The sequence below is a fragment of the Tsukamurella pulmonis genome (assembly GCF_900103175.1).
Lineage (GTDB): Bacteria > Actinomycetota > Actinomycetes > Mycobacteriales > Mycobacteriaceae > Tsukamurella > Tsukamurella pulmonis.
The window spans coordinates 1,295,032-1,320,003 of record NZ_FNLF01000002.1 but is presented as its reverse complement, the minus strand read 5'-3'; the positions used below and the strand labels follow the sequence as shown (position 1 = coordinate 1,320,003).

The window sequence follows — 24,972 nt, the reverse complement described above, 5'->3', positions numbered from 1 at the left end:
CGGGCGCCCGCCGGGTGCCAGAGTCGTACGGGTGACCATCAGCTCGCCCCACCTCGACTTCGACCGGTGCTACCGGGCCATCGCCGGCCGCGATCCCCGGTTCGACGGACAGTTCTACACCGCGGTCGCCACCACCGGCATCTACTGCCGCCCGTCGTGCCCGGCGACCACCCCCAAGGCGGAGAACGTGAGCTTCCACCTCACGGCCGCCGCGGCGCAGGCCGCCGGGTACCGGGCGTGCCGACGGTGCCTCCCCGACGCCGTCCCCGGTTCTCCCCGGTGGAACCTCGAGTCGGACCTCGCCGCCCGCGCCATGCGCCTGATCGCCGACGGGGTGGTGGATCGCGCCGGCGTCGCGGGCCTCGCCGAGCGGCTCGGATACAGCCCGCGCCAGCTCACGCGGGTCCTCACCGCCGAACTCGGCGCAGGACCGCTGGCCCTGGCCCGGGCGCACCGCGCCACCACCGCGCGGATCCTGATCACGAGCACGGCGATGCCCTTCTCCGACATCGCCTTCGCCGCCGGGTTCAGCTCGATCCGCCAGTTCAACGACACGATCCGTGAGGTCTTCGCCCGCACGCCTTCGGAACTGCGCGCGCAGCGGAACCCGGACCGCGCCGCCGCCACCGGTGAGCTGAGTCTGCGCCTCGCGCTGCGCAGGCCGTACGCCACTGGGTGGGTGCGCTGGTTCCTCGGCGCGCACGCCGTGGCCGGCCTCGAACACGCCGACGGTGACCGCTACACCCGCGTCCTGCGCCTGCCGGGCGGGAACGGGATCGCCACCGTCGACCTGGGTTCGGTTCCGGACGGGTACGTCCGCGCCACCCTGTCGCTGGCGACGATGAGCGACCTGTCGACCGCCGTGGCGCGGCTGCGGCACCTGCTCGGGCTCGACGCCGATCCCACCGCGACGGATGAGGCACTCGCAGGCGATCCGCAGCTGGCCCCGCTCGTCGCCGGCACGCCGGGCATCCGGCTGTTCGGCGACGTCGATCCCGCGGAGCTGCTGGTGCGCACGATGATCGGTCAGCAGATCTCGATCGCCGCGGCGGCCACCCACGAGGCGCGCCTGGTCGCCACGCTCGGCGAGGAGGTCGACGATCCGGAAGGCCGCGTCACCCATGCCTTCCCGACGCCGGCGGCCATCGCCGAGGAAGGCGCCGCGGTGCTCACCGGTCCGCGCGCCCGGGTCTCCGCGATCCTCGGCGTCGCGACGGAACTCGCCGCCGGGCGGATCGACCTGCACGCCGGGATGACCCGCGCGGAGGCCAGAGCGGAACTGCTGCGCCTGCGCGGCGTGGGCCCGTGGACCGCCGACTACGTGGCGATGCGCATGCTCGCCGATCCCGACACCCTGCTGACGTCGGACCTCGTGGTCGCCAAGGGAGCCCGGCTCCTCGACCTCGACGTCACCGGCAACCGATGGAGCCCCTGGGGCAGCTACGTCTCGCTGCACCTGTGGAACCACGCCCTCACCGCCGACCGGAGGATCGCCCCGTGACCGCTACTTTCGCCACCCAGGACACGCCCGCCGGGCCGTTCACCGCCGTCGTCGACGCCGACGGTGCCGTGCTCGCCTCGGGGTGGACCGACGACCCGGGCACGCTGCTGCCGGTGATCCACGCCGCGCTGCGCCCCGCGGCCGTGGACGAGCGCGCAGACCTCGGCTCCGTCAGTCGCGCCGTCGCGGCCTTCCACGCCGGCGAGATCGGCGCGATCGACGACGTCGTCGTGCGCCAGCGTTCGGGCGCGTTCGTCGAGCACGCCTGGGACGTACTGCGCACCGTCGAACCCGGAAGACCCGTGACCTACACCGAGTACGCGGGCCTCGCCGGGCGGCCGGCGGCGGTCCGGGCGGCGGCCATGGCCTGTGCCCGCAACGCGGCGGCGCTGTTCGTCCCGTGCCACCGCGTGTTGCGACTGGACGGCTCGCTCGGCGGATTCCGGTGGGGACTCGAGGTCAAGGAGTGGCTGTTGGCGCACGAGGCACATACCATCGCATCGTGAGTGATGAGATGACGAACCCGCCGGGCAAGAAGACCCGCAGCGAGGTCTACGGCGAAGCCGGTACGTGGCTCGCCACTTGGAGCTGGCGCGTCGTCGCCGTGGCGGCGATGCTCTTCGTGCTCACGTGGCTGATCGGCGAGTTCTGGTCGATCCTGCTCCCCGTCCTGCTGGCGATCCTGTTGTGCACGGTGCTCTGGCCCCCTGTGCGCTGGCTGCGCAGCAAGGGGCTGCCGTCTGCGCTCGCCACCGCGATCGTCCTACTCCTGTCGCTGGGGGTACTCGGCGGCGTCATCGGCGCCATCGCCCCGTCGATCGGCGGGCAGTCCAAGGAGATCGCCGACCGCGCCGTCGAGGGCGTCGGCAAGGTGCAGAAGTGGGCGCAGGGCCCGCCGCTGAACCTGCAGGACGAGCAGATCAGCAAGTTCGTCACGTCGATCACCAAGAAGCTGCAGGAGAGCGCGGAGACGATCGCGACCGGCGTCTTCACCGGTGTCAGCGCCGCCGGATCGTTCGTCGTGGCGATCGTCATGGTCGCGATGCTGACGTTCTTCTTCCTCAAGGACGGCGACAAGTTCATGCCGTGGCTCAAGCGGCATTCGGGCACGCCGATCTCCGAGCACTTCGCCGAGCTCCTCAGCCGCATCTGGACCACGCTCGGCGGCTTCATCCGCACGCAGGCGCTGGTCAGTCTCATCGACGCCCTCTTCATCGGCCTCGGGCTGGTCATCCTGCAGGTTCCCCTCGCGGGCGCGCTGGCCGTGATCACCTTCCTCGGCGGCTTCATCCCGATCGTCGGTGCGTTCGTGGCGGGCGCGCTCGCCGTGATCGTCGCACTGGTGACCAATGGCTTCGGCACGGCGCTGGCCGTGCTCGCCGTCGTCATCGCGGTGCAGCAGCTCGAGGGCAACGTGCTCTCCCCCATCCTGCAATCCCGCTCGATGCAGCTGCACCCCGCGATCGTGCTGCTCGCCATCGCCTTCGGCGGCACCCAGTTCGGCATCATCGGCGCCTTCCTCGCCGTCCCCGTCGCCGCCGCGATCGCGGTGCTCTTCCGGTACCTCGGCGAGCTCGTCGATCAGCAGACCGGCGAGACGCCCCCGCCGGAGGAGGAGCCGAAGCCGAGCTTCTGGGACAAGTTCCGGCACAAGAAGGCGCCCGAGCCCGCGAAGGACGACGCTCCGGTCGACGCCGCCTGAAACTTGTCAGTGGGGGTGGCCATGCTGACGGCATGGACCTCTCGCATCTGATCGTCGCGCTGCTGGCGCTCCTGGTCGGCGGCGCCGTGGGGATCATCCTGGCCCGGGTGCTCCCGGCGCAGTCCGGGCGGCCCGAGGGCGGTGCCTCGCCCGATGCCGTCGCCGGGCCCGTGAACGCCCTGCTCGCTCCGCTGCGGCAGACGCTGGACGCGTTGGGCCACGAGTTCGCCGTCGCGGAGCGCACCCGCGTGGCAGCGTTCGCCGGACTCCGGGAGCAGATCGGCACCGTCGCCCGCACGAGTGAGGCGCTGCGCGCCGAGACGGCCACGCTGCGCTCGGCCATGAAGTCCTCCACCGTGCGCGGCCGCTGGGGTGAGCTGCAGCTCGAGCGCGTGGTCGAGCTGGCCGGGCTCAGCCGGCACTGCGACTTCTCCACCCAGCACGGCGGCACCGTCGGCGAGGTGCGAGTGCGCCCTGATCTCGTGGTCCACCTCGCCGGCGGCCGCGATCTGGCGGTCGATGCCAAGGTCCCGCTCGATGCCTACCTGCAGTTGTTGGAGGCACCGCCGGCGGAGCACGCCGCACTGCTCTCGGACCACGCCCGGCGATTCCGCTCCCACGTCGTGCAACTCGCGGGCAAGCGGTACTGGGAGGCGGTGGGCTCGCCGGAGCTGGTGGTGATGTTCGTCCCGGCCGAGGCCTTCCTCGACGCGGCCCTACAAGCCGATCCGGATCTGCTCGAATTCGCACTCGACCGGAATGTGGTACTCGCCACACCCACCACCCTCGTCGCGATGCTGCGCGCCGTGGCGCTCACCTGGCGCCAGCACGCGCTCGGGGAGGACGCCGCACGCATCCACGCGCTCGGTCGTGAACTCAACGAGCGGTTCGACGTCCTCAACAGTCACTTCTCTGCGCTGGGTTCGGCCCTGGGCAAGACCGTCGAGGCGTTCAACACCACCGTCGGCTCGTACAACGCGCGCGTCGGTGTCACGGCGCGCCGGCTGGCGGATCTCGACTCGATGCCCGGCGATGCGCGGGACGCCCCGGCGGCCCTCGATCGGACGCCGCGACCCGTTCCCACGACGGCAGATTCTCGGTTCTCACAGTGTTAACCGGTACGGTTCACCTGTGTCGAAGTTCCAACCGTCCCGCTCCCAGGTACCGGTCGACGAGCGTTCCGTGCTCGCGACGGTCCCCGGATTGCCGTGGTGGGGCGCTGTCCTGACCATGCTGGCGTTCACCGCGGTGGGCGCCCTCGCATCGGGCGAGTTCGCCGGCGCCAACGCCGGCGTGATCGCCATGGCCGTCGGCGCCGTGGTCGCAGTCCTCGCCGTGCGCAACCGCGCCCTGTTCACCGCCATGGTGCAGCCCCCGCTGATCATCGCGACCGCGATTCCGCTGTACCGGTGGTGGAACCTCCCCAGCCCGCGCCAGACCAGCCAGATCCTCACCGACGTGCTGTTCCCGATGATCTCGCTGTTCCCCTGGATGTTCTGGACCACCGCGGTCGTGCTCGTCATCGGCGGCGTGCGCCTGCTGCAGTACCGCTCGCTCACCGCGACCGCGCGCAGCGCCCAGCGCAGCTCCGCCACTGGCGGGGCGAAGGCCGCGAAGGCCGGCGCGACGAAGGGAGCATCCGCCAAGCCGGGGGCGACCAAGCCCGGCGCGGCGAAGCCCGCCGCCGGAGCGGGCGCACTGAAGCCGGCCGCCGCAGCGGCCACGACCGACTCCACGGCCGCGAAGAAGCCCCTCGAATCCGCCGGCCTGCCCATCGCCGAGCGGCTGCGCGCGGCGTTCGCCCGGCTGCGCCCAGCACCTGCCGCCGCCGGAGCAGCCGGAGCAGCGGCGCTGGTCGCCGACGGCGCCGGACGCTCCGAGCGGCACCAGAGCCGCGGCTCCGAGCACCGCTCCAGCCGCCCCGCCCGCGATCGCACCGATCGGACGCGTGCGGACCGGGATCGCGCGGACCGGCGCGGCGCCGCCCGTTCCGGCACCGACGCGCCCGCCCGGGGCCGCAGCTCCGCCGCCCGCCGGGAGGACCCGCGCCGCGACGACCTGCGCCGCGATGTGCGCCGTGGCGACGAGCTGCGCCGCGAATCCGCCGCCCGCCTCGAGCGCACGCGCGAGGAGATCGCCGCTCGCGACGCCGGCGCCCCCGCGACCGCGGTCAACCGGGTGGTCCGCCCCGATTCCGGTCAGATCCCCCGCCCCGCGATGCCGCGACGCCCCGTCGACGATGACCGGCGCGGCGTCCCCCGGGGCGCACGCCCCCGTCCCGCCGTCGCGCAGGGCGACCGGCCGCGGCCGGGTGTCCCCGATGCGCGCGAGCTCCGCCACGACGACGAGCGGCGGCGCGCCGTCGAACCGCAGCCGCGCTGGCGCACCCCGCGTGATCCCGAGGGTCGCCCCGCCGCCCCCGCAGGACGCGGCGGCACCCCGGCCGACGCCCGCGACTACCGACGCGAGGCGCGCGACATCGACCGGGCCCGCGGCGGCGAGCCCGTCCGCCCGCGGGGCGAGCGGGATCGTCCGCGGATCCCCCGCGACGACTTCGCGTCCCTCCCTCGCATCTCCGGCAGCCGCGCGGCACAACCCGACCTGCCGAGTCTCAGCGGCGACGCCGAGCGCGGCGCGCGGCGCGGTGAATCGCCATCGAGCCCCGGACGCTACGAGCACTACCGGCCGCCTCGCTACCGGCCGCAGAGCGAGGACACCGCCGTGGAGACCAACTTCCGCGACGACTTCGTCGAGCCCGCGGAGGAGCCGCGGCAGATCCGGCGGCATCGCTACAAGGACTGACCGCCCGGTGCCGGCTCAGAAACGGCGGTAGCCGCGCTCATCCACCGCGTTCGGCGGAGTCGGAGGCGGCGGCGGAGCGCTGTCCGCGCCCTCGTAGCGCGCAAGGCGGGCGTACAGATCCCGCAGCGTGGCCTCGACGTCGTCGAGGAAGGAATCGACCTGGTCCTCGTTGTAGCCGCGCCTTCCGATGGACGGCTTGGCGAAGGCGACGTGCCGGACGTCCTCCGGCGTCAGATACCTCATGCTCACTACCGTATCCCAAGTGCGGTAACGAGAATTTCGAAGGCGCTCAGGCCTTGGCGCGGGGACGCAGCTCGCGCGGCAGGGCGAAGACCAGCGTCTCGTTGGCGGTGGTGACCGTCTCCACGTCGTGGAAGCCCTCGCCGTCGAGGTACTCGACGACGCCCTTGACCAGGATCTCCGGCACGGAGGCGCCGGAGGTGATGCCCACCGTGGTCACGCCCTCGAGCCAGGCGGGATCGATCTCGCGGGCGAAGTCGATGAGGTGCGCGGCGCGGGCGCCGGCCTGCAGCGCGACCTCGACCAGCCGCACGGAGTTCGACGAGTTCCGCGAGCCGACGACGATGACCAGATCACACTCGGGTGCCATCGCCTTCACCGCGACCTGGCGGTTCTGCGTGGCGTAGCAGATGTCGTCGCTGGGCGGATCCTGCAGCTTGGGGAACTTCTCCCGCAGGCGACGGACCGTCTCCATGGTCTCGTCGACCGAGAGCGTGGTCTGCGAGAGCCAGACGAGCTTGTCCTCGTCGCGCACGACGACGTTGTCGACCGCGTCGGGTCCGTCCACCAGCTGCACGTGCTGCGGAGCCTCTCCGGCGGTGCCCTCGACCTCTTCGTGGCCCTCGTGCCCGATCAGCAGGATGTCGTAGTCGTCCCGGGCGAACCGCTTGGCCTCCTGGTGCACCTTGGTGACCAGCGGGCAGGTCGCGTCGATGGTGCGCAGGCTGCGCTCGGCCGCACCCTCGTGCACCGCGGGCGAGACGCCGTGCGCGGAGAAGACCAGCAGCGAGCCCTCGGGCACCTCGTCGGTCTCGTCGACGAAGACCACGCCCTTGTCCTGCAGGGTCTCGACGACATGCCGGTTGTGCACGATCTCCTTGCGCACGTACACCGGCGCCCCGTGCTTCTCGAGCGCCTTCTCGACGGTTTCCACCGCTCGATCGACGCCGGCACAGTAGCCGCGCGGCTCGGCCAACAGGACGCGCTTGCCAGAAGTCATGCCTCCAGGCTACGGCACCTGGCGGTGTGCCTGTGGGCGCGATGAGGCACCCTGGACACATGAGCCGTTTACCGTTCGTGGTCCGCGTCGCCGTCGGGGCCGTCGCCCTCGCCGCCGAGAAGGGCCAGGAGATCGTCGGGGGCGCCGTGAACGCCCCGCTCACGCTGGGCAGCAAGTCCGCGCAGGCGTTCATCCACGTGCAGCAGGACCTCGCCGATCTCGCCGTGCGCGGCGATCGCGCGATCGAGTCCGTCTTCCCGGCGAAGCAGGAGGCGCAGGCCGCGTGGGCGACCTTCGACGACGACGAGGACGTCGACGTCGACCTGCCCGCGCCCGCCCGCACCGCCTTCGGCGACGTCCGGCCCGCGACGGCGCCGGAGCCGGAGACCGCGCCCGCCGCCGAGGCCACCGCCGGGGAACAGGCACCGTCGGGCGCCGGCCGGTACGCGCTGTACAGCACCCCCGCGGCGGCGCCGGCGGATGCCGCAGCGCCCGCCGCGACGGCCGACGACCTGCCCGCCGCCGCGCAGCGCATCGACTACCCCGAGCTCACCCTGGCCCAGCTGCGCGGCCGGCTGCCCGGGCTGACCACCCCCGAGGTGGAGTCGCTCGTCGAGTACGAGCGCGGCCACAAGGCGCGGCCCCCGTTCCTCACGATGCTCGAGAACCGCATCACCCGGTGACCGGACCCGCGACGACCAGCGGCGCGGCATCGGGCGGACCGTCGACTGCGGAGCACCCGTGGCCCGTGCGCGTGGTCTCGATGAAGATCGCGCAGTGGATCGATCGGCTCGGCGAGGTGTGGGTCGAGGGCCAGATCACCCAGCTCAACCGCCGCGGCGGCGGCACCGCGTTCCTCACCCTCCGCGATCCGTCGGCGAACGTCTCCGTCCAGGTGACCTGCCTGCCGGCGGTGCTCGACCGCTCCGAGGTGCCGCTCAACGAGGGCACCCAGGTGATCGTGCGCGGCAAGTTCACCTACTGGGCCGGTCGCGGCAGCCTCTCGCTGCGGATCACCGAGATCCGGGCCGTCGGCGTCGGCGAGCTGCTCGCCCGCATCGAGCGACTGCGTCAACTGCTGCACGCCGAGGGCCTGTTCGACGAGCGGCTCAAGCGTCCGCTGCCGTTCCTACCGCGCACCGTCGGACTGGTGACGGCGCGGGCCAGCGCCGCCGAGCGCGACGTGCGCTCGATCGCGGAGGGCCGCTGGCCGGGCGTGCGGATCCGCGCCGAGTACGCCACCGTGCAGGGTCCGACGGCCGTGCCCCAGGTGGTGGCGGCGCTGCGCGCGCTGGACGCCGACCCCGAGGTCGACGTGATCATCCTGGCCCGCGGCGGCGGCAGCGTGGAGGACCTGCTCCCCTTCTCCGACGAGACCCTCTGCCGTGCCGTGCACGCCGCCCGCACCCCGATCGTCTCCGCCATCGGGCACGAGCCGGACAACCCGCTCTGCGACTTCGCCGCCGACGTGCGCGCCGCGACGCCCACCGACGCCGCCAAGCGCGTCGTGCCCGACGTGGTGGCAGAGCTCGATCGCATCGCCGAGCTGCGCCGCCGGGCGGCCGGCGCGCTGCGCGGCTGGGTCGACCGCGAGGCGCACACCCTCGAATCGCTGCGCTCGCGCCCCGTCTTCGCCCACCCGATGCGTCTGGTCGACGACCGGGCCGAGCAGGTGGAGCGGCTGCTGCGCGAGGTCCGGCGGGACGTGCGGCGCACCGTCGAACGCGAATCCGACGGGGTGCGGCACCTGGCCGCGCGATTGACCTCGCTCGGCCCGGCCGCGACCATGGCCCGTGGCTACGCCGTGGTGCAGAAGGTCACGCCCGACGGCGAGAACCCCGTGGTCCGCAGCATCGACGACCTGGCGCCCGGCTCGCAGCTGCGGGTCCGCGTGCCCGACGGCGCCGCGAACGCCGCCGTGATGGGCGTGAAGAAGATCTCCGTACGAACCGAGGAAGTGCAGCGATGAGCGACGAGACACCGGTGGCCGAGCTCGGTTACGAGCAGGCCCGCGACGAACTCGCCGTGGTGGTGAAGCTGCTCGAGCAGGGCGGCATCGACCTGGACGAGTCGCTGAACCTGTGGGAGCGCGGCGAGGCGCTCGCCAAGCGCTGTGAGGAACATCTCGCGGGCGCCCGCGAGCGCATCGAGAAGGCGATCGCCGCCGAGGAGTGAGCCCCGGGGGCTACTTGCCCGGGGCGGGCGCCGAGGACCGCGGCAGCGGCTGCTGCGACTGCACGGCTGCGGCCAGCTCGGTGAACCGCGGCACCGTGCCGCCGCCGAAGACGACGAGGACGGCACCGTCGACCTGGAGGACCCAGGCGCTGCGGTTCTTGTCGTTGGGTCCGTAGACCTGCCAGGTCGTCCCCTCGACGGGGACCGTCCCCGAGGGCTCGGCCTTCGCGCCGTAGACCGACTCGAGCACCACGTCGACCGGGGCCCCCGACTGGGAGAGCTGCAGCGAATTCTTCTCGGGCGTCACGTAATTGACGGAGAAGACCGTGCCGCCGACCACGTCGTCGTCGCGGGTCGCCGTGGCCTTCCAGCTCTCGGGCACCCCGTCGACCACGCCCGCCCCGCCCGGCATCCGGACCGGGAAACCGAGCGTGTCCGCCGAGACCTGGTAGACGCCCTTGGGGTTGATCGGGTCGACGGTCTCGTCCTTGGGATCGGCGCCGAAGCCGAGCTTGAAGTTGCCCGACGCGAACAGCACGATCAGGCACAGGGCGATCAGCGGAACCATCGTGAGCACCATGTCGCGACGGTTCTGCAGGATGCGGGGTTTCTCAGCCACGACGTCCAGTATCCCGGGCGCGCCGCCGGGCGTGGGAGGCGGGCATCCGAGCCGGGCCGGTACGGACATGGAAGAATCCCCGGGGTGAGGCCCGCCGCGCTCTCCCGCGCGCATCGAGATCCGGAGGAATCCATGTCCGACACCCACGCCGAGAAGAACCCCATCGCGCCGGACCGGAACCTGGCGATGGAGCTGGTTCGCGTGACCGAGGCCGGCGCGCTCGCCGCGGGCCGCTGGGTGGGACGCGGCCAGAAGGAGTCCGGCGACGGCGCCGCCGTGGACGCGATGCGCCAGCTGGTCTCGACGGTGTCGATGAGCGGCGTGGTCGTGATCGGCGAGGGCGAGAAGGACGAGGCGCCCATGCTCTACAACGGCGAAGAGGTGGGCAACGGCTTCGGCCCGTCGACCGACGTCGCCGTGGACCCCGTCGACGGCACCACCCTCATGGCCAAGGGCATGCCCGGTTCGATCGCGGTGCTCGCGGTCGCCGAGCGCGGCGCCATGTACGACCCCTCGGCCGTGTTCTACATGAACAAGATCGCCGTGGGCCCCGAGGCCGCCGGCGTCATCGACATCCAGGCGCCGATCGCCGACAACATCGCCAAGGTCGCCAAGGCCAAGGGCATCAAGGTCACCGACGTCACGCTGACGGTGCTCGACCGCCCCCGGCACGAGCAGCTCATCGCCGACATCCGCGCGACCGGCGCCATCGTGCGCCTCATCTCCGACGGTGACGTGGCCGGCGCGATCGCCGCCGCCCGCCCCGAGGCCAAGACCGACATCCTCGTCGGGATCGGCGGCACCCCCGAGGGCATCATCGCCGCGGCCGCGCTGCGCTGCATGGGCGGCGAGCTGCAGGGCACCCTGGCCCCGTCGTCCGACGAGGAGAAGCACCGCCTCGCGGACCTGGGCATCGACCCGAACGAGGTCCTCGGCACCACCGATCTGGTGCGGGGCGAGCACGTCTACTTCGCCGCCACCGGCGTGACCGACGGTGACCTGCTGCGCGGAGTGAAGTACCGCGCCGACGGTGCCACCACGCAGTCGATCGTGATGCGCAGCAAGTCCGGTACGGTCCGCACCGTCGACGCGACGCACCGCCTGACCAAGCTGAAGACCTACGCGCAGATCTTCGACTGAGAGTGATCTTCTCCTCGTTCGCGGCCGGGCCCTGGGAAGTTTCCCGGGGCCCGAGTACGTTTCTAAGGTATGGCTAAGAACGCTGATACCCCGGAGACCGAGTACCGCATCGAGCACGACACCATGGGCGAGGTCCGGGTGCCGGTGACCGCGCTGTGGCGCGCGCAGACGCAGCGCGCCGTGGAGAACTTCCCGATCAGTTTCCGCCCGCTCGAGCGCGCGCAGATCCGCGCCATGGGCCTGCTGAAGGCCGCCGCCGCGCAGGTGAACCAGGACCTGGGCCTGCTGGCACCGGAGAAGGCCGCCGCGATCATCGCCGCCGCGCAGGAGATCGCCGACGGCCGGCACGACGATCAGTTCCCGATCGACGTCTTCCAGACCGGCTCCGGCACCAGCTCGAACATGAACGCCAACGAGGTGATCGCCTCGCTCGCCGACCGCGCCGGCGTGCAGGTGCACCCGAACGACGACGTGAACATGTCGCAGTCGTCCAACGACACCTTCCCGACGGCGACGCACGTCGCGGCGACCGAGGCCGCCGTGACGACGCTGATCCCCGCGCTCGAGCACCTGCAGCAGGCGCTCGCCGAGAAGTCCGCGCAGTGGCGCTCGACGGTCAAGTCGGGCCGCACCCATTTGATGGACGCCGTGCCCGTGACGCTGGGCCAGGAGTTCGGCGGCTACGCCCGGCAGGTCGAGGCGGGCGTCGAGCGGGTGCGGGCCACGCTCCCCCGCGTCGGCGAGGTCCCCATCGGCGGCACCGCCGTGGGCACCGGCCTCAACGCGCCCGAGCGGTTCGGCTCGCTCGTCGTGGCCGAGCTGGTGCGCCTGACGGGCGTCGAGGACATCCGGCTGGCAAAGGACAACTTCGAGGCGCAGGCCGCGCGCGACGGTCTCGTCGAGCTGTCGGGCGCGCTGCGGACGATCGCCGTGTCGCTGACCAAGATCGCGAACGACGTGCGCTGGATGGGATCGGGCCCGCTCACCGGCCTCGGCGAGATCGCGCTCCCCGACCTGCAGCCCGGCAGCTCCATCATGCCCGGCAAGGTCAATCCCGTTCTCCCCGAAGCGGTCACGCAGGTGGCCGCGCAGGTCATCGGCAACGACGCCGCGGTCACCTGGGGCGGCGGCAACGGCGCCTTCGAGCTCAACGTCTACATCCCGATGATGGCGCGCAACGTGCTGGAGTCGATCATGCTGCTCTCCAACGTCTCCCGGCTGTTCGCGGACCGCTGCATCCGGGGCCTGCTGGCCCACGAGGACCGGCTGCAGACGCTCGCCGAATCGTCGCCGTCGATCGTGACGCCGCTCAACTCGCTGATCGGCTACGAGGAGGCCGCAGCCGTCGCCAAGCAGGCGCTGCGCGAGGGAAAGACCATCCGGCAGACCGTGATCGACCGCGGCCTGATCGGCGAGAAGCTGACGCTGGAGGAGCTCGATCGCCGGCTGGACGTGCTGGCGATGGCGAACGTCGACCGCGATCGGTGATTTCGACCGGGATCGGTGATCGCGGCCGATCGGCCGCGGCCGCTCAGACGAGGGAGGCCGCGCCGATCGCGCCGTAGGGCGCCGGAGCGGGCGCGCACTCGCCGGCGATCGCGAGGGCGCTGACGGTGACCGCCCGGGCCCCGTCGAGCGGGATCGAGACGGTCCGGGGCTGCTCGTCGCGCGCGAGCGTGGTGGCCAGCCTCGTCTCACCGTCGACGATGAACGACACCCGCACGCGCAGCCGCTCCGGGGTGTGGGGCTGCAGCCCGAGCACGCCGGTGAGCGCGGCGAACTCTCCGCCGAGGCGGTAGACGGCGGTCGCGGCGGTGCCCTCGCAGCCGATCCAGATCCCCGTCGCGCTGCGGTAAGTGGTGCCCGCGATCGTCGCTGTGAGGGCCTGCCCGGTGTCGCCGACGGCGCTGGAAGCGGCCAGGCGCGCGTAGAGCGGCGTTCCGGTGGGGCCGTCGCTGGCGCGCTCGGCCGTGAAGGCCGGGGTACTGAGCCGTGCCTGCCCGCTGTGCGTACCCTGGCGTTCCTCGTCCGACGGTGCCTCCTGGGCCCCGCAGCCGGTCGTCACCAGGGCTGCCGCACCGAGAATTGCCGTGAAACTTGTTCTCCATCTCACCGGGGAAGCGTAGCCCCTGGACGCTCGGCCGGGGCCGCGCTCAGCGACGATCGCTGAGCAGGTACGACGCGCCCGCCGCCACGGCGGCGACGCCGAGCACCGACGGCCAGGCTCCGATCTTCTTCGCCAGCGGGTGCGACGCACCGAATCCGCCCAGGTACACGGCACTGAGCGCGGCCGCGGTGCCCGCGCCACGGTGCGCATACCAGCGCTGCCCCGCAGCACCCGCGGCCGTGCGCCCGAGTTTCCTGCGGTTTCGGAGTGTGGATCGCAGGTCGGCATCACCGGAACCGCAGGAAACGGCGGGCGGGTAACTTGGACACCATGAGCACGCCGCGCTGGTTCACGGACACCAAGGAAGGCCACAGCGAGTGGTACGTCGAGCGGTTCCGGACGATGGCGCGCGAGGGGGCCGACCTGGCCGGTGAGGGTCGCCTCGTCGATGCGATGGTGGGCCGGAACTCGCGGATCCTGGACGCGGGCTGCGGCCCCGGGCGGATCGGCGGGTACCTCCACACAGTGGGCCACGACGTGGTCGGCGTCGACGTGGATCCGACGCTCATCGCCGCGGCCGAGCAGGATCACCCGGGCCCGCGATGGCTGGTGCAGGACCTCGCCGAGCTGGACGTGGACGGCACCTTCGACGCCATCGTCTGCGCCGGGAACGTGATGGTCTTCGTCGCCGAGGGCACGGAGACGACGGTGCTCGCCAACTTCCGCAAGCACCTCACGCCGGAGGGCTTCGCGATCGTCGGGTTCCACACGAACCGCGGCCTCACGCCGGATCGGTTCGACGAGTACGCCGCGGCCGCCGGGCTGCGCACGGATCTGCGCCTGGCCACCTGGGACGTCAAGCCCTGGCACGACGGCGCCGATTTCGCCGTCACGATCCTCCGCCCCGCCTGACGCGGCGACCCGCGCCGGACCCCGCCGCCCACTCGCGAGCCGCCGTCGCCGCCGCCGCCGAGAACGCTGCCGGAAACGCCGAACGCCGCCGACCAGCGGCAGCGTTCGGGGGTTTCGGCAGCGGAGAGGGCTAGCGCTCCTTCGAGCGGATCCGGATGCCGCTCAGCGGGAGCGAGACCTCACCCGACGGATCGGTGAAGAAGTCGTTGCCCTTGTCGTCGACGACGATGAACGCCGGGAAGTCCTCGACCTCGATCTTCCACACGGCCTCCATGCCGAGCTCGGGGTACTCGATGACCTCCTGCGACTTGATGCAGTCCAACGCCAGCCGCGCCGCGGGACCGCCGATGGAGCCGAGGTAGAAGCCGCCGTGTGCATCGCAGGCCTGGGTGACCTGCTTGGAGCGGTTCCCCTTGGCCAGCATGACCATCGAGCCGCCGGCGGCCTGGAACTGGTCGACGTAGCTGTCCATGCGGCCCGCGGTGGTGGGGCCGAAGGAGCCGGACGCCATGCCCTCCGGGGTCTTGGCGGGACCGGCGTAGTAGACGGGGTGATCGCGCAGGTACTGCGGCATCTCCTCGCCCGCGTCGAGGCGCTCCTTGATCTTGGCGTGCGCGATGTCGCGCGCCACGACCAGCGGGCCGGTCAGCGACAGGCGCGTCTTCACCGGGTACTTCGACAGCTCGGCGAGGATCTCGGGCATCGGCCGGTTCAGGTCGATCTCCACGACCGCGCCGCCCTCGATGTCCTCGGCCACACCGGCGTCCGGCATGTACTGGGCCGGGTCGGTCTCGAGCTGCTCGAGGAAGACGCCGTCGGCGGTGATCTTGCCCAGCGCCTGGCGGTCCGCGGAGCAGGACACCGCGATCGCGACGGGCAGCGAGGCGCCGTGCCGCGGCAGCCGCACCACGCGCACGTCGTGGCAGAAGTACTTGCCGCCGAACTGCGCGCCGATGCCGAACGACTGGGTGAGCTCGAAGACCTTCTCCTCGAGCTCCTTGTCGCGGAAGCCGTGGGCCGCGATGGAACCGGTCTCGGGCAGCTCGTCGAGGTAGTGCGCCGAGGCGTACTTGGCGGTCTTGAGTGCGAACTCGGCCGAGGTACCGCCGATGACGATCGCGAGGTGGTACGGCGGGCAGGCCGCGGTGCCCAGCGAGCGGATCTTCTCGTCCAGGAACTTCAGGATGCGGTCCGGGTTGAGGATCGCCTTCGTCTCCTGGAACAGGAACGACTTGTTCGCCGAGCCGCCGCCCTTGGCCATGAACAGGAACTTGTACTCCGGGCCCTTGGGCCCCTGCTCGGTGGCGTAGATCTCCACCTGGGCCGGCAGGTTGGTGCCGGTGTTCTTCTCCTCGTACATGGTGATCGGCGCGTTCTGCGAGTAGCGCAGATTGAGCTTGGTGTACGCGTCGTAGACGCCGCGGGAGATCCACTCCCCGTCGTCGACGCCGGTCAGCACGCCCTCGCCCTTCTTCCCCATGACGATGGCGGTGCCGGTGTCCTGGCACATCGGCAGCACGCCACCGGCGGAGATGTTGACGTTCTTGAGCAGGTCGAGCGCCACGAAGCGGTCGTTGCCCGACGCCTCGGGGTCGTCGATGATCTTCCGCAGCTGCTGCAGGTGCGCGGGCCGCAGGTAGTGGCTGATGTCGTGCATCGCCTCCGCGGTCAGCTGCTGCAGTGCCTCCGGCTCCACCTTGAGGAACTTCTGCCCGTCCACCTCGAAGGTGGACACGCCCTCGGTCGTGATGAGCCGGTACGGCGTCGAATCGGGACCGATGGGCAGCAGGTCGGAATAGATGAATTCGGGGCTGTTCGAAGTCACGTATCGAGGGTATTCCCCGACGGATCCGCCGCCCGGGTTAGGCTGCCCTACCTGCGGGAACCACGCCCGACGGTGCCCGTCACGCCAGGGCCGCCAGGCCCAGCCCCACGGCGGCGAGCGCGCACAGCCACGTGCGCGCGAGGTTCCAGGTGCCCCAGGTGCGGGCGTACTCCGGCCAGCCGACGGCACCCGCCGCGAGCCGCTGGTTGAGCGGCACGTTCACCGCCATCGTCGAGACACAGGCGGCGACGGCGCAGACCGCGGCGATCGCCGCGACGATCCCGGCGGCACGGGCACCGTCGGCCACCAGGATCCAGACGGAGGAGAGCGCCGCCGCCGTGGGCGCGACCAGGAACAGCGCGATGAACGGAGGCCGCTCGACCGCCGCGTTCATCCGGACCATCGCCTCGCCCCCGTCGGCGGTGCGCTGCCCGGCGATCACCGTCGCGTACGCGAAGTAGAAACCGGCCAGGATCGCATTGAGCAGTGCGGAGGCACCGAGGAGCACGGGGATCGTCATGCCCTCAGCATTCCCGCCCGCGGCACCGTCGGAACCCCACTCCATGACTTCACAGCGTTGGCCCAGAAGATTCCGCAGGTGGGTGGGCTGACGCTGTGAAGTCGGGAGCGGGTCCGCTAGACCGGTCAGTGGAACTCAGCGGAACCCGAAGAGCGGCGGGAAGGCCAGCGCCACGATCGCGGCCCACGCCGCGTAGGCGGGCAGCGTGCCGGTCTGCCAGCGCTCGATCGCGGCGAAGTCCCGGCGGCCCCGGACGAAGCCGAGACCGAGGTACGCGGCGCCGAGCAGGATCACCAGCAGGACGAGGTTCAGGCCCAGCACTGCGGCCTTGTTCGGCGACGTGCCGAACTCGGCGGTCCGCGTGATCATCGCGACCAGCACCACGAGGTCGACCGCGATGGCCGCGGCCACGAGCGCCACCTGCAGCCGATCGAAGACGTCCGGGCGTCGGCGCGGATCGCGGGCCGACACCGCGTACAGCAGCAGCCCGACGACGAGGACGAGCACCACCGTCATGAGCACCAGCAGGTCGCGGTCGGCGCCGACGAGACCCGGCCGCGAGGCGAAAGCACCCAGCACCACGAGGAGCATGACCAGCGTAATCGGGGTGAAGATCCGTGTCAGGACGGGCGCGATGTTCTCGATCACCTCCTGCTTGGCCTCCACGAGCCACGCCGCCACCAGCACCGCGCCGCCGACGCAGACCGGCAGCGCCCACTCGGTGACCGGCACCTCCGCATCGAGCCCGACCGTGCTCAGCGCGCCGATCGTCAGTGCCGTGATGGCGCCGCCGCCGAGCGCGATGAGCAGGAAGTAGATGGCGAACTCGCCGGTGAACCGCACGAAGTCCATGCGCCGCGGCGCCGAGCGCCAGGCGCCGCCCATGTAGGCGACGCCCACCCCGAACCACAGCACCACCGGGGTCGCCGCGACGGCCAGGATCTCGGTGGCGCCACCCGCGTCGAACCGGTATGCGGCGAGCAGCGCGGCCACGACGGCGAAGCCGCCCAGTACGGCGGCCGCGCCGCGCACCGGCATCGTGCGCTTCCAGGCGAAGTAGGCCACCAGGAACGGCGCGACCGCGAAGCCCACGAAGCGCGGGGCGGTGTCGCCGAGCAGGTGCAGCACCGCGAGGAGGGCCAGGCCGGCGCCCGCGCCCAGCGCGAGCACCACCGGCAGTTCGCTCCGCCGGCCGGTCTCCTCGTCCGCGCTGCCGAGCACCAGTTGCTTCCACAGCCGATCCGAGTGCTCGCGGGCGAACTCGTGGGCCACCGCGTCGGCCGCGCCCATCCGCTTGACCGCGACGAGGAAGGACTCGTCGCCGTCGAGTCCGCGGGCCTCGAGGTCCGAGATCTGATCGCGCAGATGGGATTCGAGTTCGTCGACCTCCTCGATCCGCAGGCGGCGCCGGCCCTCCAGGTAGCCGCGCCACTGCCGGACCTGCGCATCGACGGGGCCCGTCATGCGAGGCCCGCCTGCGGCGCACCGTCGGACCAGAGGCCGTCCAGGGCGGCACTGACGACCCGCCACTGGTCCCGACGGTCCGCGAGCGCCTCCCGCCCGGCCGGCGTGATGGCGTAGTGCTTGCGGCGGCGACCGGTCTCGGCTCTCTCCCAACGGGACTCGACCTGGCCGAGCCGCTCGAGCCGGTGCAGCAGCGGATAGAGCATGCCGTCGGACCACTCCAGCCGCCCGCCCGAGAGCTCCCGGACGCGGGTGAGGATGGCGTAGCCGTAGCTGTCGCCGCGGCTGAGGATGCTCAGCACCAGCGGGGTCGCCGAGGCGGCGACCAGATCCTTGTCGATGTGCACGTGTCCTCCATACCTAGAACCACTAGGTACAGATATACCTTGTGGATCTAGGTATGGCAACGCGCTCGGCGGCGCGGGCTCAGAGCGCGCGCCGGAACGCCACGCGGTCCTGCCCCGGACCGTCGTAGTCGGTGTGCACCGGCGCGCCGTCGACGACGCGGTCCCCCGGCTCGGCCTCGAAGCCCATGGCCTGGTGGAAGGCGATCGATCCCCGGTTCTGCGGCGAGGTGACGGCCCGAACGGTGGTGCGGCCCGCGGCCGCCGCCCGGGCGAAGAACGCCTCGTACAGGCGGCGCGCGGCACCGTGGCCGCGCAGCTGCGGGTCCACCCCGACGAAGTGGATGTACGCCTCATCCGGCCGGTCCGCCGAATCGAACCCGACGAGGAAGGCCCGCACCCCGGTCTCGTCCTCGAGCACGAGACCGGTGCCGGCGAAGTGCTGCACGAACAGGCGCGGCAGCAGCAGCGAGAGCTCGCGGGACTCCTCGGGTGTGCGCGAATCGCCCCACCATCGCTGCACGCACCGCACCAGCGCGGCGTGGTCATCGGTCCTGGTCTGACGGAGGTGCGCCATGTCCCCTCTCCCGGTTTCGACGGTGCCGGACCGGGCGGCCCGGCACCGTCGAACCTACGAGACCTAGGCGCCCGGGGCGAACTCCTCGAGCATCTCGGTGACCAGCGCGGCGATCGGCGAACGCTCGGAGCGGGTCAGCGTGATGTGCGCGAACAGCGGGTGCCCCTTGAGCTTTTCGATCACGGCGGCCACGCCGTCGTGCCGGCCGACACGCAGGTTGTCGCGCTGGGCCACGTCATGGGTGAGAACCACCCGCGAGCCCGAACCGAGCCGCGAGAGCACGGTGAGCAGGACGTTGCGCTCGAGGGACTGCGCCTCATCGACGATGACGAAGGAATCGTGCAACGACCGACCGCGGATGTGCGTGAGCGGCAACACCTCCAGCATGCCGCGCGAGGAGACCTCGTCCATCACCTCGGGCGAGGCGAGGCCGTCCAGGGTGTCGTACACGGCCTGGGCCCAGGGGCCCATCTTCTCGTTCTCCGAGCCGGGCAGGTAGCCGAGGTCCTGGCCGCCGACCGCGTACAGCGGTCGGAACACCACGACCTTGCGCTGCGTGCGCTTCTCCAGCACCGCCTCGAGGCCCGCGCACAGCGCCAGCGCCGACTTGCCGGTGCCCGCCTTGCCGCCGAGGGAGACGATGCCCACCGACTCGTCGAGCAGCAGATCGAGGGCGACGCGCTGCTCGGCGCTGCGGCCGTGCAGCCCGAAGGCCTCCCGGTCGCCGCGCACCAGCTGCACCTGCTTGTCCGCCGTGACCCGCCCGAGCGCGCTCGACGTGCCGCCGAGGAGCCGAACGCCGGTGTTGCACGGCAGCTCCCGTGCGGCGTCCAGGTCCACGACACCGTCGGCGAAGAGGGCGTCGATGTTCTGCGGCGCCACCTCCAGCTCCTCCATGCCGGTCCAGCCGGAGGTCACCACGTCCTGCGCGCGGTACTCGTCGGCGGGGAGCCCGACCGCACCGGCCTTCACCCGCAGTGGTATGTCCTTGGACACCAGGACCACGTCACGGCCCTCGGCACGCAGGTTGAGCGCGCACGCCAGGATGCGGGAGTCGTTGGTCTCGGTGCGGAACCCGACCGGCAGCACGGACGGGTCGACGTGGTTGAGCTCCACCTGCACCGTGCCCCCGCCGGGGGTGGGGATCGGCTGGTCGAGGCGACCGTGCTCGAGTCGCATGTCGTCGAGCATGCGCAACGACTCGCGGGCGAACCAGCCGAGCTCGGCGTGGTGGCGCTTGCCCTCGAGTTCGCTGATCACCACGAGCGGGAGCACGACGTCGTGCTCGGCGAAGCGGGTGATGGCCCAGGGATCGGACAGCAGGACGGAGGTGTCGAGCACGTACGTGCGGGGGGTCTCACGGAAAGACACGGTGACGCTCCTAGCCTGCGCGGCGCCCACGCAAGCGTGTAGCTGCGGCCGGCCGGTCCAAACGCCTCGGTGCGCGGTCTACGCTCCGACGACGAGGACCGGGGCCGGCCCTCTCGCGACGATGAGTGAAGTCACGGTTGGAACCTCCCGGGACGAACTGCTTCCCCGCAATCCGTCACCGCCAAACTAACGCCGAACGCGCCGCGCTGCCCGGAGGCTGCGCGGCGCGTTCGTGAACAGTTCGTTACGGCTGGATGCCCGTTCTCAGAGCGCGAGGTCCCACTTCGCGAGAAGGCCGTTCAGGATCTCACGGTCCCGCTCGGGCGAGCTGATCCCGGCCTCGGTGACGATGCGGCGCGCCTCGTCCAGGCCGTCGGCGGTCTCGGCGCCGATGGGCGAGACGGCGCGCGCCTGGCCGAGCAGCGCGTCCTTGGTGTGGCCCTCGTTGACGTCCAGCGCGACGTCGAGCAGCTCGGTCCAGTACTGCTGCTGCACGCGGTCGTCGGCGGCGACCTTGCGCAGCGTGGTGACCAGGCCGGCGGGCGTGCCCTCGGCCTTCTCGGCGTAGTCCGCGAGGCGGTCGAAGTAGTCGGCGGAGAGCGCCTCGTGCACGATCACCATGGCGATCTGCTCGGCGATCTGGATCTCCTCGCGGGTGCCCTCGTACTGGCGGTAACCGCGGGTCACCGCCTCGAGGCGCCACATCTCGAGCTGCTCGACATCGCACGTGCGGCTCACGACGACGTGGTCGCGCAGGGCGATGCCGTGGCGGTTCTCCTCGGCGGTCCAGTGGCCGACGAACTTGCCCCAGTCCGACTCGATGAGGTGGTGCTGCGCCAACAGGCGGTGGAAGGACGGCAGGTGGTCCTTGGTGAGCAGGCCCAGGATGAGCCCGTTGCTGACCACCGCATCGACCTTGACGTCGGAGGGCACGAAGTCCTCGCCGCCGAGGAAGGCGTAGTTGCGGCCGTCGTCCCACGGAACGTAGTCGTGCGGCTGCCACGCGTCACCCGCCTCGACGTACGCGGCCCGGATGTCCGGGAGCGCCTTGTCGATGGCGAGGGTCAGGTCGTCGGAAACGCTGGAAGTCACCCGGACACTGTAAGGCAGCTCCCACCCGGCACTCAAATCCCAGGTGGGGGCGGGTCACCGTGTCGCGGAGAACCCGGAACCGGGGTTCAGCGAGAGAGGAGACCCCAGTCCTCGAGGCCCTCGTACAGCGGGACCTCGAGCGCCAGCGCCGACACGCGGGCGCGCAGCGCGGCCGTGTCGGCGGCCTTGCCCTGCGCCAACGCGGTGCCGATGATGTCGGCGACCTCGGTGAACTCCTTCTCGCCGAAGCCGCGGCTGGCCAGGGCGGCGGTGCCGATCCGCAGGCCCGAGGTGACCATCGGCGGACGCGGGTCGAAGGGCACGGCGTTGCGGTTGACGGTGATGCCGACCTCGTGGAGGAGGTCCTCGGCCTGCTGGCCGTCGAGGTCGCTGTTGCGCAGGTCGACGAGCACGAGGTGCACGTCGGTGCCGCCGGTGAGGACGGTGACGCCGGCGTCGGCCACGTCCTTGCCGTTCAGGCGCTCGGCGAGGATCTTGGCACCGTCGAGCGTGCGCTGCTGCTTCGCGCGGAACTCCTCCGTGCCCGCGACCTTGAGCGCGACGGCCTTGGCGGCGATGACGTGCATGAGCGGGCCGCCCTGCTGGCCGGGGAAGACCGCGGAGTTGAGCTTCTTGGCCCACTCCTGCTTCGCCAGGATGATGCCGGAGCGGGGGCCGCCGAGGGTCTTGTGCACCGTCGAGCTGACCACGTCGGCGTGCGGGACGGGGCTCGGGTGCAGGCCGGCGGCGACGAGGCCGGCGAAGTGCGCCATGTCGACCCAGAGGTGGGCGCCCACCTCGTCGGCGATGGAGCGGAAGGCCGCGAAGTCGAGGTGGCGCGGGTAGGCGGACCAGCCGGCGACGATCACCTTCGGCTTGGAGTCGAGGGCGATCTTGCGCACCTCGTCCATGTCGACGCGGTGGTCCTCCTTGGACACGCCGTAGAAGACGTTCTCGTAGAGCTTGCCGGAGAAGTTCAGGCGCATGCCGTGCGTGAGGTGGCCGCCGTGCGCGAGGTCGAGGCCCATCAGGGTTTCGCCCGGCTCCATGAGCGCCTGCAGCACGGCTGCGTTGGCCTGCGCGCCGGCGTGCGGCTGGACGTTGGCGAACTCGGCGCCGAAGAGCTCCTTGGCGCGGTTGCGAGCCAGGTCCTCGACCACGTCGACGTACTCGCAGCCGCCGTAGTAGCGGCGGCCGGGGTAGCCCTCGGCGTACTTGTTGGTGAGCACGGAACCCTGCGCCTGCAGCACGGCGCGCGGCACGAAGTTCTCCGAGGCGATCATCTCCAGCGTGTCGCGCTGCCGCGCGAGCTCGCCGTTCATGGCGGCGGCGACCTCGGGATCGAGTTCGGCGAGGGACGCGGAGTTCACGCTGTTTTCGCTCATGTGCTCATCCTAAGCCGCGAGCTCGCGCCGCAGCGCAGACGGGGTGAGGGGCTCGTCGAGCAGCCTGCCGAAGCGGTCCAGCCTGGCGGGCCCGGACTCCGCCCGGTCGAGCCATTCGCCGAGCAGGGCGTAGCCCTCGACGTAGGTGGAGATGTAGGCCCGCCACAGCGGCGAGCCGACGAAGCGCAGCGACTGCCGAGCACTGCGCTCCGCCATGAGCGCCCAGCGCTGCAGGTAGCCGGCCACCTCGTCCTCGCTCGCGTGCCGGTCGTGCAGCAGCAGTGCCGCGTCCTGCCGCACGTGCAGCAGGCCCGACGAGGCCTCCGCGATCGCCTCGGCCAGTTCCCCGTCGAAGCTCAGGCCGAGGTCGGCGTAGATCTCCCGCGCCCACGCGCCCCAACCGGGGCCGATCGCGGCGCGCAGCGCATGGTCCGCCAGGCCCTCCGCCATGAGGCACTGCGGCGTGTTCACCAGGAAGATGGTCTGCTCCGGCTGGTTCTCCCCCGCGACGAGCAGCTGCTCCTTGCGGCAGTGCTCGGTGTGGTGGCCGGGGTAGGCCTCGTGCGCGATGAGGTGCGGCAGCGACGACAGGTACTGCGGCAGGTCGCCGTTGACCGCGACCCGGGAGCGGTAGTCGCCGAGGTAGTAGTTGAACCCCGACCAGGGCTTGTCGTGCTCGATCTCGAAGGCCACCGTCTCCGCCTCCGGCAGCGGGTAGCGCTCGCGCACGACGTCGCGCAGCGCACCGGCCAGCGCGTCGACCACCTCGGGCACCCGCTCGGCCGGGACCGCGAACCGCTCCCGCTGCGCCTGCATGCGCGGCTGCAGCGGGCCGGAGCCCGGGAGCAGCTCGTCGAGCCGGGCGTGCGCCGCCTCGTAATCGGCGGTGTCCCCCAGCGCGATGTCGACGTCGAAGTAGGCCTTCACCTCGTCGACGAAGCCGATCGGCGCACCGTCGAACTTCCGGGCCGAGCACTCGAGCGCGGCGACGTGCCCGATCAGGAACTCGCGCCGCTGCGGGCTCAGGGAGGTCTCCGCCTCCAGATCGCGCAGCAGGGCCCGCGCCTCGGCCGCCAGGCGGGCGGGTTCGGGCGCGTCCTCGGCCTCCACCGCGCGACGGTGCGCCGGATCGCCGAAGTACGCGTCCACGAAACCGGTTTCGATGCGGTCGAACCGCAGGCCCAGCCGCAGGTAACGGTCGGTGACGCTCAGTTCCTCCATGCGTGCCAGACTAGAACCCATGTCCGACGCGGGGAGCGCAGTCCGGTGAGCGAACCGAGCCCGTACATCGAGCTCGACCGCACGCAGTGGCGCGAGCTCCGGCAGTCCACTCCCCTGTCGCTGACCGAGGAGGATCTCTCCGACCTGCGCGGCCTGGGCGAGCAGATCGACCTGGCCGAGGTCGCCGAGGTCTACCTGCCCGTCTCCCGCCTGATCCACCTGCAGGTCGCCGCGCGCCAGCGCCTCTACGCCGCGACCGCGACCTTCCTCGGCGAGCAGCGGCACGACGCACAGGTCCCGTTCGTGATCGGCGTGGCGGGCTCGGTCGCGGTCGGCAAGTCGACGACGGCCCGCGTGCTGCAGGCGCTGCTCGCCCGGTGGGACTCGCACCCGCGGGTGGACCTGGTGACCACCGACGGCTTCCTCTACCCGACGGCGGAGCTGGAGCGGCGGGGGATCATGCACCGCAAGGGCTTCCCGGAGTCGTACGACCGCCGCGCCCTGCTGCGGTTCGTCACCGCCGTGAAATCGGGCGCGGAGGACGCGACCGCCCCGATGTACTCGCACCAGCTCTACGACATCGTCCCGGACGAGTCCATCCACGTCCGCCGGCCCGACATCCTCATCGTCGAGGGCCTGAACGTGCTGCAGACGGGACCGCGGCTCATGGTCTCGGACCTGTTCGACTTCTCGGTGTACGTGGACGCGCGGATCGAGGACATCGAGCGCTGGTACGTCGACCGGTTCCTGTCGATGCGGACCACCTCGTTCGCGGACCCGGCGTCGCACTTCCACCACTACGCCGGGCTCTCCGACGTCGAGGCGCGCGATCGCGCCGAGGGTATCTGGGCGGGCATCAACCGCCCCAACCTGGTGCAGAACATCCTGCCCACGCGCCCGCGCGCGACCCTGGTGCTGCGCAAGGACTCCGACCACTCGATCAACCGCGTGCGCCTGCGCAAGCTCTGAGCGGCC

At 71.6% G+C, this 24,972-nt stretch carries 25 protein-coding genes and 1 pseudogene; 12 read left to right on the top strand and 14 right to left on the bottom strand.

Translation table 11 applies throughout. The features are described from left to right. Positions 1-31: 31 nt before the first annotated feature. Genes BLQ62_RS06695 through BLQ62_RS23255 form a run of 5 tightly spaced genes read left to right on the top strand, consistent with a single transcriptional unit; the run spans position 32 to position 6,005 of the window. Positions 32-1,501 carry an Ada metal-binding domain-containing protein gene (locus BLQ62_RS06695; protein ID WP_231857642.1) on the top strand — a complete coding sequence of 490 codons (1,470 nt, stop codon included), beginning with the start codon at positions 32-34 and terminating at the stop codon, positions 1,499-1,501. Beyond that, positions 1,498-2,007 carry a methylated-DNA--[protein]-cysteine S-methyltransferase gene (locus BLQ62_RS06690; protein WP_068532673.1) on the top strand — a complete coding sequence of 170 codons (510 nt, stop codon included), beginning with the start codon at positions 1,498-1,500 and terminating at the stop codon, positions 2,005-2,007. The genes BLQ62_RS06695 and BLQ62_RS06690 overlap by 4 nt, the downstream gene beginning before the upstream one ends. Continuing rightward, positions 2,004-3,203, top strand: coding sequence for an AI-2E family transporter (locus BLQ62_RS06685; RefSeq protein ID WP_231857643.1), 1,200 nt, complete (start codon positions 2,004-2,006; stop codon positions 3,201-3,203). Before BLQ62_RS06690 ends, BLQ62_RS06685 begins: the two co-directional genes overlap by 4 nt. A gap of 32 nt (positions 3,204-3,235) precedes the next feature. Further along, a complete protein-coding gene (locus BLQ62_RS23260) occupies positions 3,236-4,318 on the top strand; it encodes a DNA recombination protein RmuC (RefSeq protein ID WP_068532677.1) in 1,083 nt (360 codons plus the stop codon). A 16-nt stretch (positions 4,319-4,334) separates the two neighbouring features. Next, a complete protein-coding gene (locus tag BLQ62_RS23255) occupies positions 4,335-6,005 on the top strand; it encodes a DUF6542 domain-containing protein (protein WP_068566613.1) in 1,671 nt (556 codons plus the stop codon). A gap of 15 nt (positions 6,006-6,020) precedes the next feature. Here the strand turns inward: BLQ62_RS23255 and BLQ62_RS24470 are convergent, their stop codons facing one another. Then, positions 6,021-6,248 carry a DivIVA domain-containing protein gene (locus BLQ62_RS24470; protein ID WP_068566615.1) on the bottom strand — a complete coding sequence of 76 codons (228 nt, stop codon included), beginning with the start codon at positions 6,246-6,248 and terminating at the stop codon, positions 6,021-6,023. 46 nt (positions 6,249-6,294) lie between these two features. Then, complete coding sequence (locus tag BLQ62_RS06670) at positions 6,295-7,245, bottom strand: 4-hydroxy-3-methylbut-2-enyl diphosphate reductase (protein WP_068532684.1); 951 nt, start codon at positions 7,243-7,245, stop codon at positions 6,295-6,297. Positions 7,246-7,304: 59 nt separating this feature from the next. On the opposite strand from BLQ62_RS06670, the gene BLQ62_RS06665 reads away from it, so the two are divergent. Genes BLQ62_RS06665 through BLQ62_RS06655 form a run of 3 tightly spaced genes read left to right on the top strand, consistent with a single transcriptional unit; the run spans position 7,305 to position 9,420 of the window. Beyond that, a complete protein-coding gene (locus BLQ62_RS06665; protein WP_160126329.1) occupies positions 7,305-7,928 on the top strand; it encodes a lipid droplet-associated protein in 624 nt (207 codons plus the stop codon). Next, entirely contained in the window at positions 7,925-9,214 is a 1,290-nt protein-coding gene (gene xseA, locus BLQ62_RS06660; protein WP_068532689.1) for an exodeoxyribonuclease VII large subunit, read from the top strand. The genes BLQ62_RS06665 and xseA overlap by 4 nt, the downstream gene beginning before the upstream one ends. Next, positions 9,211-9,420, top strand: coding sequence for an exodeoxyribonuclease VII small subunit (locus BLQ62_RS06655; protein WP_068532691.1), 210 nt, complete (start codon positions 9,211-9,213; stop codon positions 9,418-9,420). The genes xseA and BLQ62_RS06655 overlap by 4 nt, the downstream gene beginning before the upstream one ends. 10 nt (positions 9,421-9,430) lie before the next feature. Here BLQ62_RS06655 and BLQ62_RS06650 read toward each other — a convergent pair whose 3' ends face one another. Then, positions 9,431-10,039, bottom strand: coding sequence for a DUF4245 domain-containing protein (locus BLQ62_RS06650; protein WP_068566619.1), 609 nt, complete (start codon positions 10,037-10,039; stop codon positions 9,431-9,433). A gap of 132 nt (positions 10,040-10,171) precedes the next feature. Between BLQ62_RS06650 and glpX the strand changes: the two genes are divergently transcribed. Both glpX and BLQ62_RS06640 read left to right on the top strand, forming a co-directional pair. Further along, the gene (gene glpX, locus BLQ62_RS06645) at positions 10,172-11,179 is read left to right on the top strand and encodes a class II fructose-bisphosphatase (RefSeq protein ID WP_068532695.1); all 1,008 of its coding nucleotides are present in this window, start codon (positions 10,172-10,174) and stop codon (positions 11,177-11,179) included. A gap of 69 nt (positions 11,180-11,248) precedes the next feature. Next, on the top strand, positions 11,249-12,667 hold the full coding sequence (locus BLQ62_RS06640) for a class II fumarate hydratase (RefSeq protein WP_068532697.1): 1,419 nt from the start codon (positions 11,249-11,251) through the stop codon (positions 12,665-12,667). A 43-nt stretch (positions 12,668-12,710) separates the two neighbouring features. On the opposite strand, the gene BLQ62_RS06635 is transcribed toward BLQ62_RS06640, so the two are convergent. Next, the gene (locus tag BLQ62_RS06635) at positions 12,711-13,292 is read right to left on the bottom strand and encodes an NPCBM/NEW2 domain-containing protein (RefSeq protein WP_139184168.1); all 582 of its coding nucleotides are present in this window, start codon (positions 13,290-13,292) and stop codon (positions 12,711-12,713) included. Between the two features lie 40 nt (positions 13,293-13,332). Then, positions 13,333-13,542 (bottom strand): annotated as a pseudogene (locus BLQ62_RS24465) (hypothetical protein); the annotation flags it as partial. A 74-nt stretch (positions 13,543-13,616) separates the two neighbouring features. Here BLQ62_RS24465 and BLQ62_RS06630 point away from each other — a divergent pair. Beyond that, complete coding sequence (locus BLQ62_RS06630; RefSeq protein ID WP_068532699.1) at positions 13,617-14,198, top strand: methyltransferase domain-containing protein; 582 nt, start codon at positions 13,617-13,619, stop codon at positions 14,196-14,198. Positions 14,199-14,328: 130 nt separating this feature from the next. Here BLQ62_RS06630 and BLQ62_RS06625 read toward each other — a convergent pair whose 3' ends face one another. The 9 genes from BLQ62_RS06625 to BLQ62_RS06585 all read right to left on the bottom strand — a co-directional run bounded on the left by BLQ62_RS06625 (position 14,329) and on the right by BLQ62_RS06585 (position 23,997). Continuing rightward, positions 14,329-16,023 carry a fumarate hydratase gene (locus tag BLQ62_RS06625; RefSeq protein WP_068532701.1) on the bottom strand — a complete coding sequence of 565 codons (1,695 nt, stop codon included), beginning with the start codon at positions 16,021-16,023 and terminating at the stop codon, positions 14,329-14,331. A gap of 79 nt (positions 16,024-16,102) precedes the next feature. Continuing rightward, the gene (locus BLQ62_RS06620; RefSeq protein WP_231857644.1) at positions 16,103-16,588 is read right to left on the bottom strand and encodes an anthrone oxygenase family protein; all 486 of its coding nucleotides are present in this window, start codon (positions 16,586-16,588) and stop codon (positions 16,103-16,105) included. 90 nt (positions 16,589-16,678) lie between these two features. Then, a complete protein-coding gene (locus BLQ62_RS06615; protein WP_068566625.1) occupies positions 16,679-18,007 on the bottom strand; it encodes a permease prefix domain 1-containing protein in 1,329 nt (442 codons plus the stop codon). Beyond that, on the bottom strand, positions 18,004-18,354 hold the full coding sequence (locus BLQ62_RS06610) for a PadR family transcriptional regulator (protein WP_068532705.1): 351 nt from the start codon (positions 18,352-18,354) through the stop codon (positions 18,004-18,006). The genes BLQ62_RS06615 and BLQ62_RS06610 overlap by 4 nt, the downstream gene beginning before the upstream one ends. A 79-nt stretch (positions 18,355-18,433) precedes the next feature. Next, positions 18,434-18,928: a GNAT family N-acetyltransferase gene (locus BLQ62_RS06605; RefSeq protein WP_068566627.1), complete on the bottom strand. Its 495-nt coding sequence runs from the start codon at positions 18,926-18,928 to the stop codon at positions 18,434-18,436. Positions 18,929-18,991: 63 nt separating this feature from the next. Next, on the bottom strand, positions 18,992-20,299 hold the full coding sequence (phoH2, locus tag BLQ62_RS06600; protein WP_170842899.1) for an RNA 5'-3' helicase PhoH2: 1,308 nt from the start codon (positions 20,297-20,299) through the stop codon (positions 18,992-18,994). Positions 20,300-20,563: 264 nt separating this feature from the next. Further along, complete coding sequence (locus tag BLQ62_RS06595) at positions 20,564-21,391, bottom strand: acyl-ACP desaturase (RefSeq protein ID WP_068532710.1); 828 nt, start codon at positions 21,389-21,391, stop codon at positions 20,564-20,566. 86 nt (positions 21,392-21,477) lie between these two features. Beyond that, complete coding sequence (glyA, locus tag BLQ62_RS06590) at positions 21,478-22,776, bottom strand: serine hydroxymethyltransferase (protein ID WP_068532712.1); 1,299 nt, start codon at positions 22,774-22,776, stop codon at positions 21,478-21,480. Between the two features lie 9 nt (positions 22,777-22,785). Further along, positions 22,786-23,997 (bottom strand): DUF885 domain-containing protein, encoded by a 1,212-nt coding sequence (locus tag BLQ62_RS06585; RefSeq protein WP_068532714.1) that lies wholly within the window; start codon positions 23,995-23,997, stop codon positions 22,786-22,788. Positions 23,998-24,042: 45 nt separating this feature from the next. On the opposite strand from BLQ62_RS06585, the gene coaA reads away from it, so the two are divergent. Then, a complete protein-coding gene (coaA, locus tag BLQ62_RS06580; protein ID WP_068532716.1) occupies positions 24,043-24,966 on the top strand; it encodes a type I pantothenate kinase in 924 nt (307 codons plus the stop codon). Positions 24,967-24,972 lie beyond the last annotated feature (6 nt).

Bases quoted from the DNA above. Each gene is read 5' to 3' on its own strand.
- BLQ62_RS23260 (WP_068532677.1), top strand. From the start codon at position 3,236: ATGGACCTCTCGCATCTGATCGTCGCGCTGCTGGCGCTCCTGGTCGGC.
- BLQ62_RS24470 (WP_068566615.1), bottom strand. From the start codon at position 6,248: ATGAGGTATCTGACGCCGGAGGACGTCCGGCACGTCGCCTTCGCCAAG.
- BLQ62_RS06670 (WP_068532684.1), bottom strand. From the start codon at position 7,245: ATGACTTCTGGCAAGCGCGTCCTGTTGGCCGAGCCGCGCGGCTACTGT.
- BLQ62_RS06665 (WP_160126329.1), top strand. From the start codon at position 7,305: ATGAGCCGTTTACCGTTCGTGGTCCGCGTCGCCGTCGGGGCCGTCGCC.
- BLQ62_RS06655 (WP_068532691.1), top strand. From the start codon at position 9,211: ATGAGCGACGAGACACCGGTGGCCGAGCTCGGTTACGAGCAGGCCCGC.
- glpX (WP_068532695.1), top strand. From the start codon at position 10,172: ATGTCCGACACCCACGCCGAGAAGAACCCCATCGCGCCGGACCGGAAC.
- BLQ62_RS06640 (WP_068532697.1), top strand. From the start codon at position 11,249: ATGGCTAAGAACGCTGATACCCCGGAGACCGAGTACCGCATCGAGCAC.
- BLQ62_RS06630 (WP_068532699.1), top strand. From the start codon at position 13,617: ATGAGCACGCCGCGCTGGTTCACGGACACCAAGGAAGGCCACAGCGAG.
- BLQ62_RS06620 (WP_231857644.1), bottom strand. From the start codon at position 16,588: ATGGAGTGGGGTTCCGACGGTGCCGCGGGCGGGAATGCTGAGGGCATG.
- BLQ62_RS06615 (WP_068566625.1), bottom strand. From the start codon at position 18,007: ATGACGGGCCCCGTCGATGCGCAGGTCCGGCAGTGGCGCGGCTACCTG.
- BLQ62_RS06605 (WP_068566627.1), bottom strand. From the start codon at position 18,928: ATGGCGCACCTCCGTCAGACCAGGACCGATGACCACGCCGCGCTGGTG.
- glyA (WP_068532712.1), bottom strand. From the start codon at position 22,776: ATGAGCGAAAACAGCGTGAACTCCGCGTCCCTCGCCGAACTCGATCCC.
- BLQ62_RS06585 (WP_068532714.1), bottom strand. From the start codon at position 23,997: ATGGAGGAACTGAGCGTCACCGACCGTTACCTGCGGCTGGGCCTGCGG.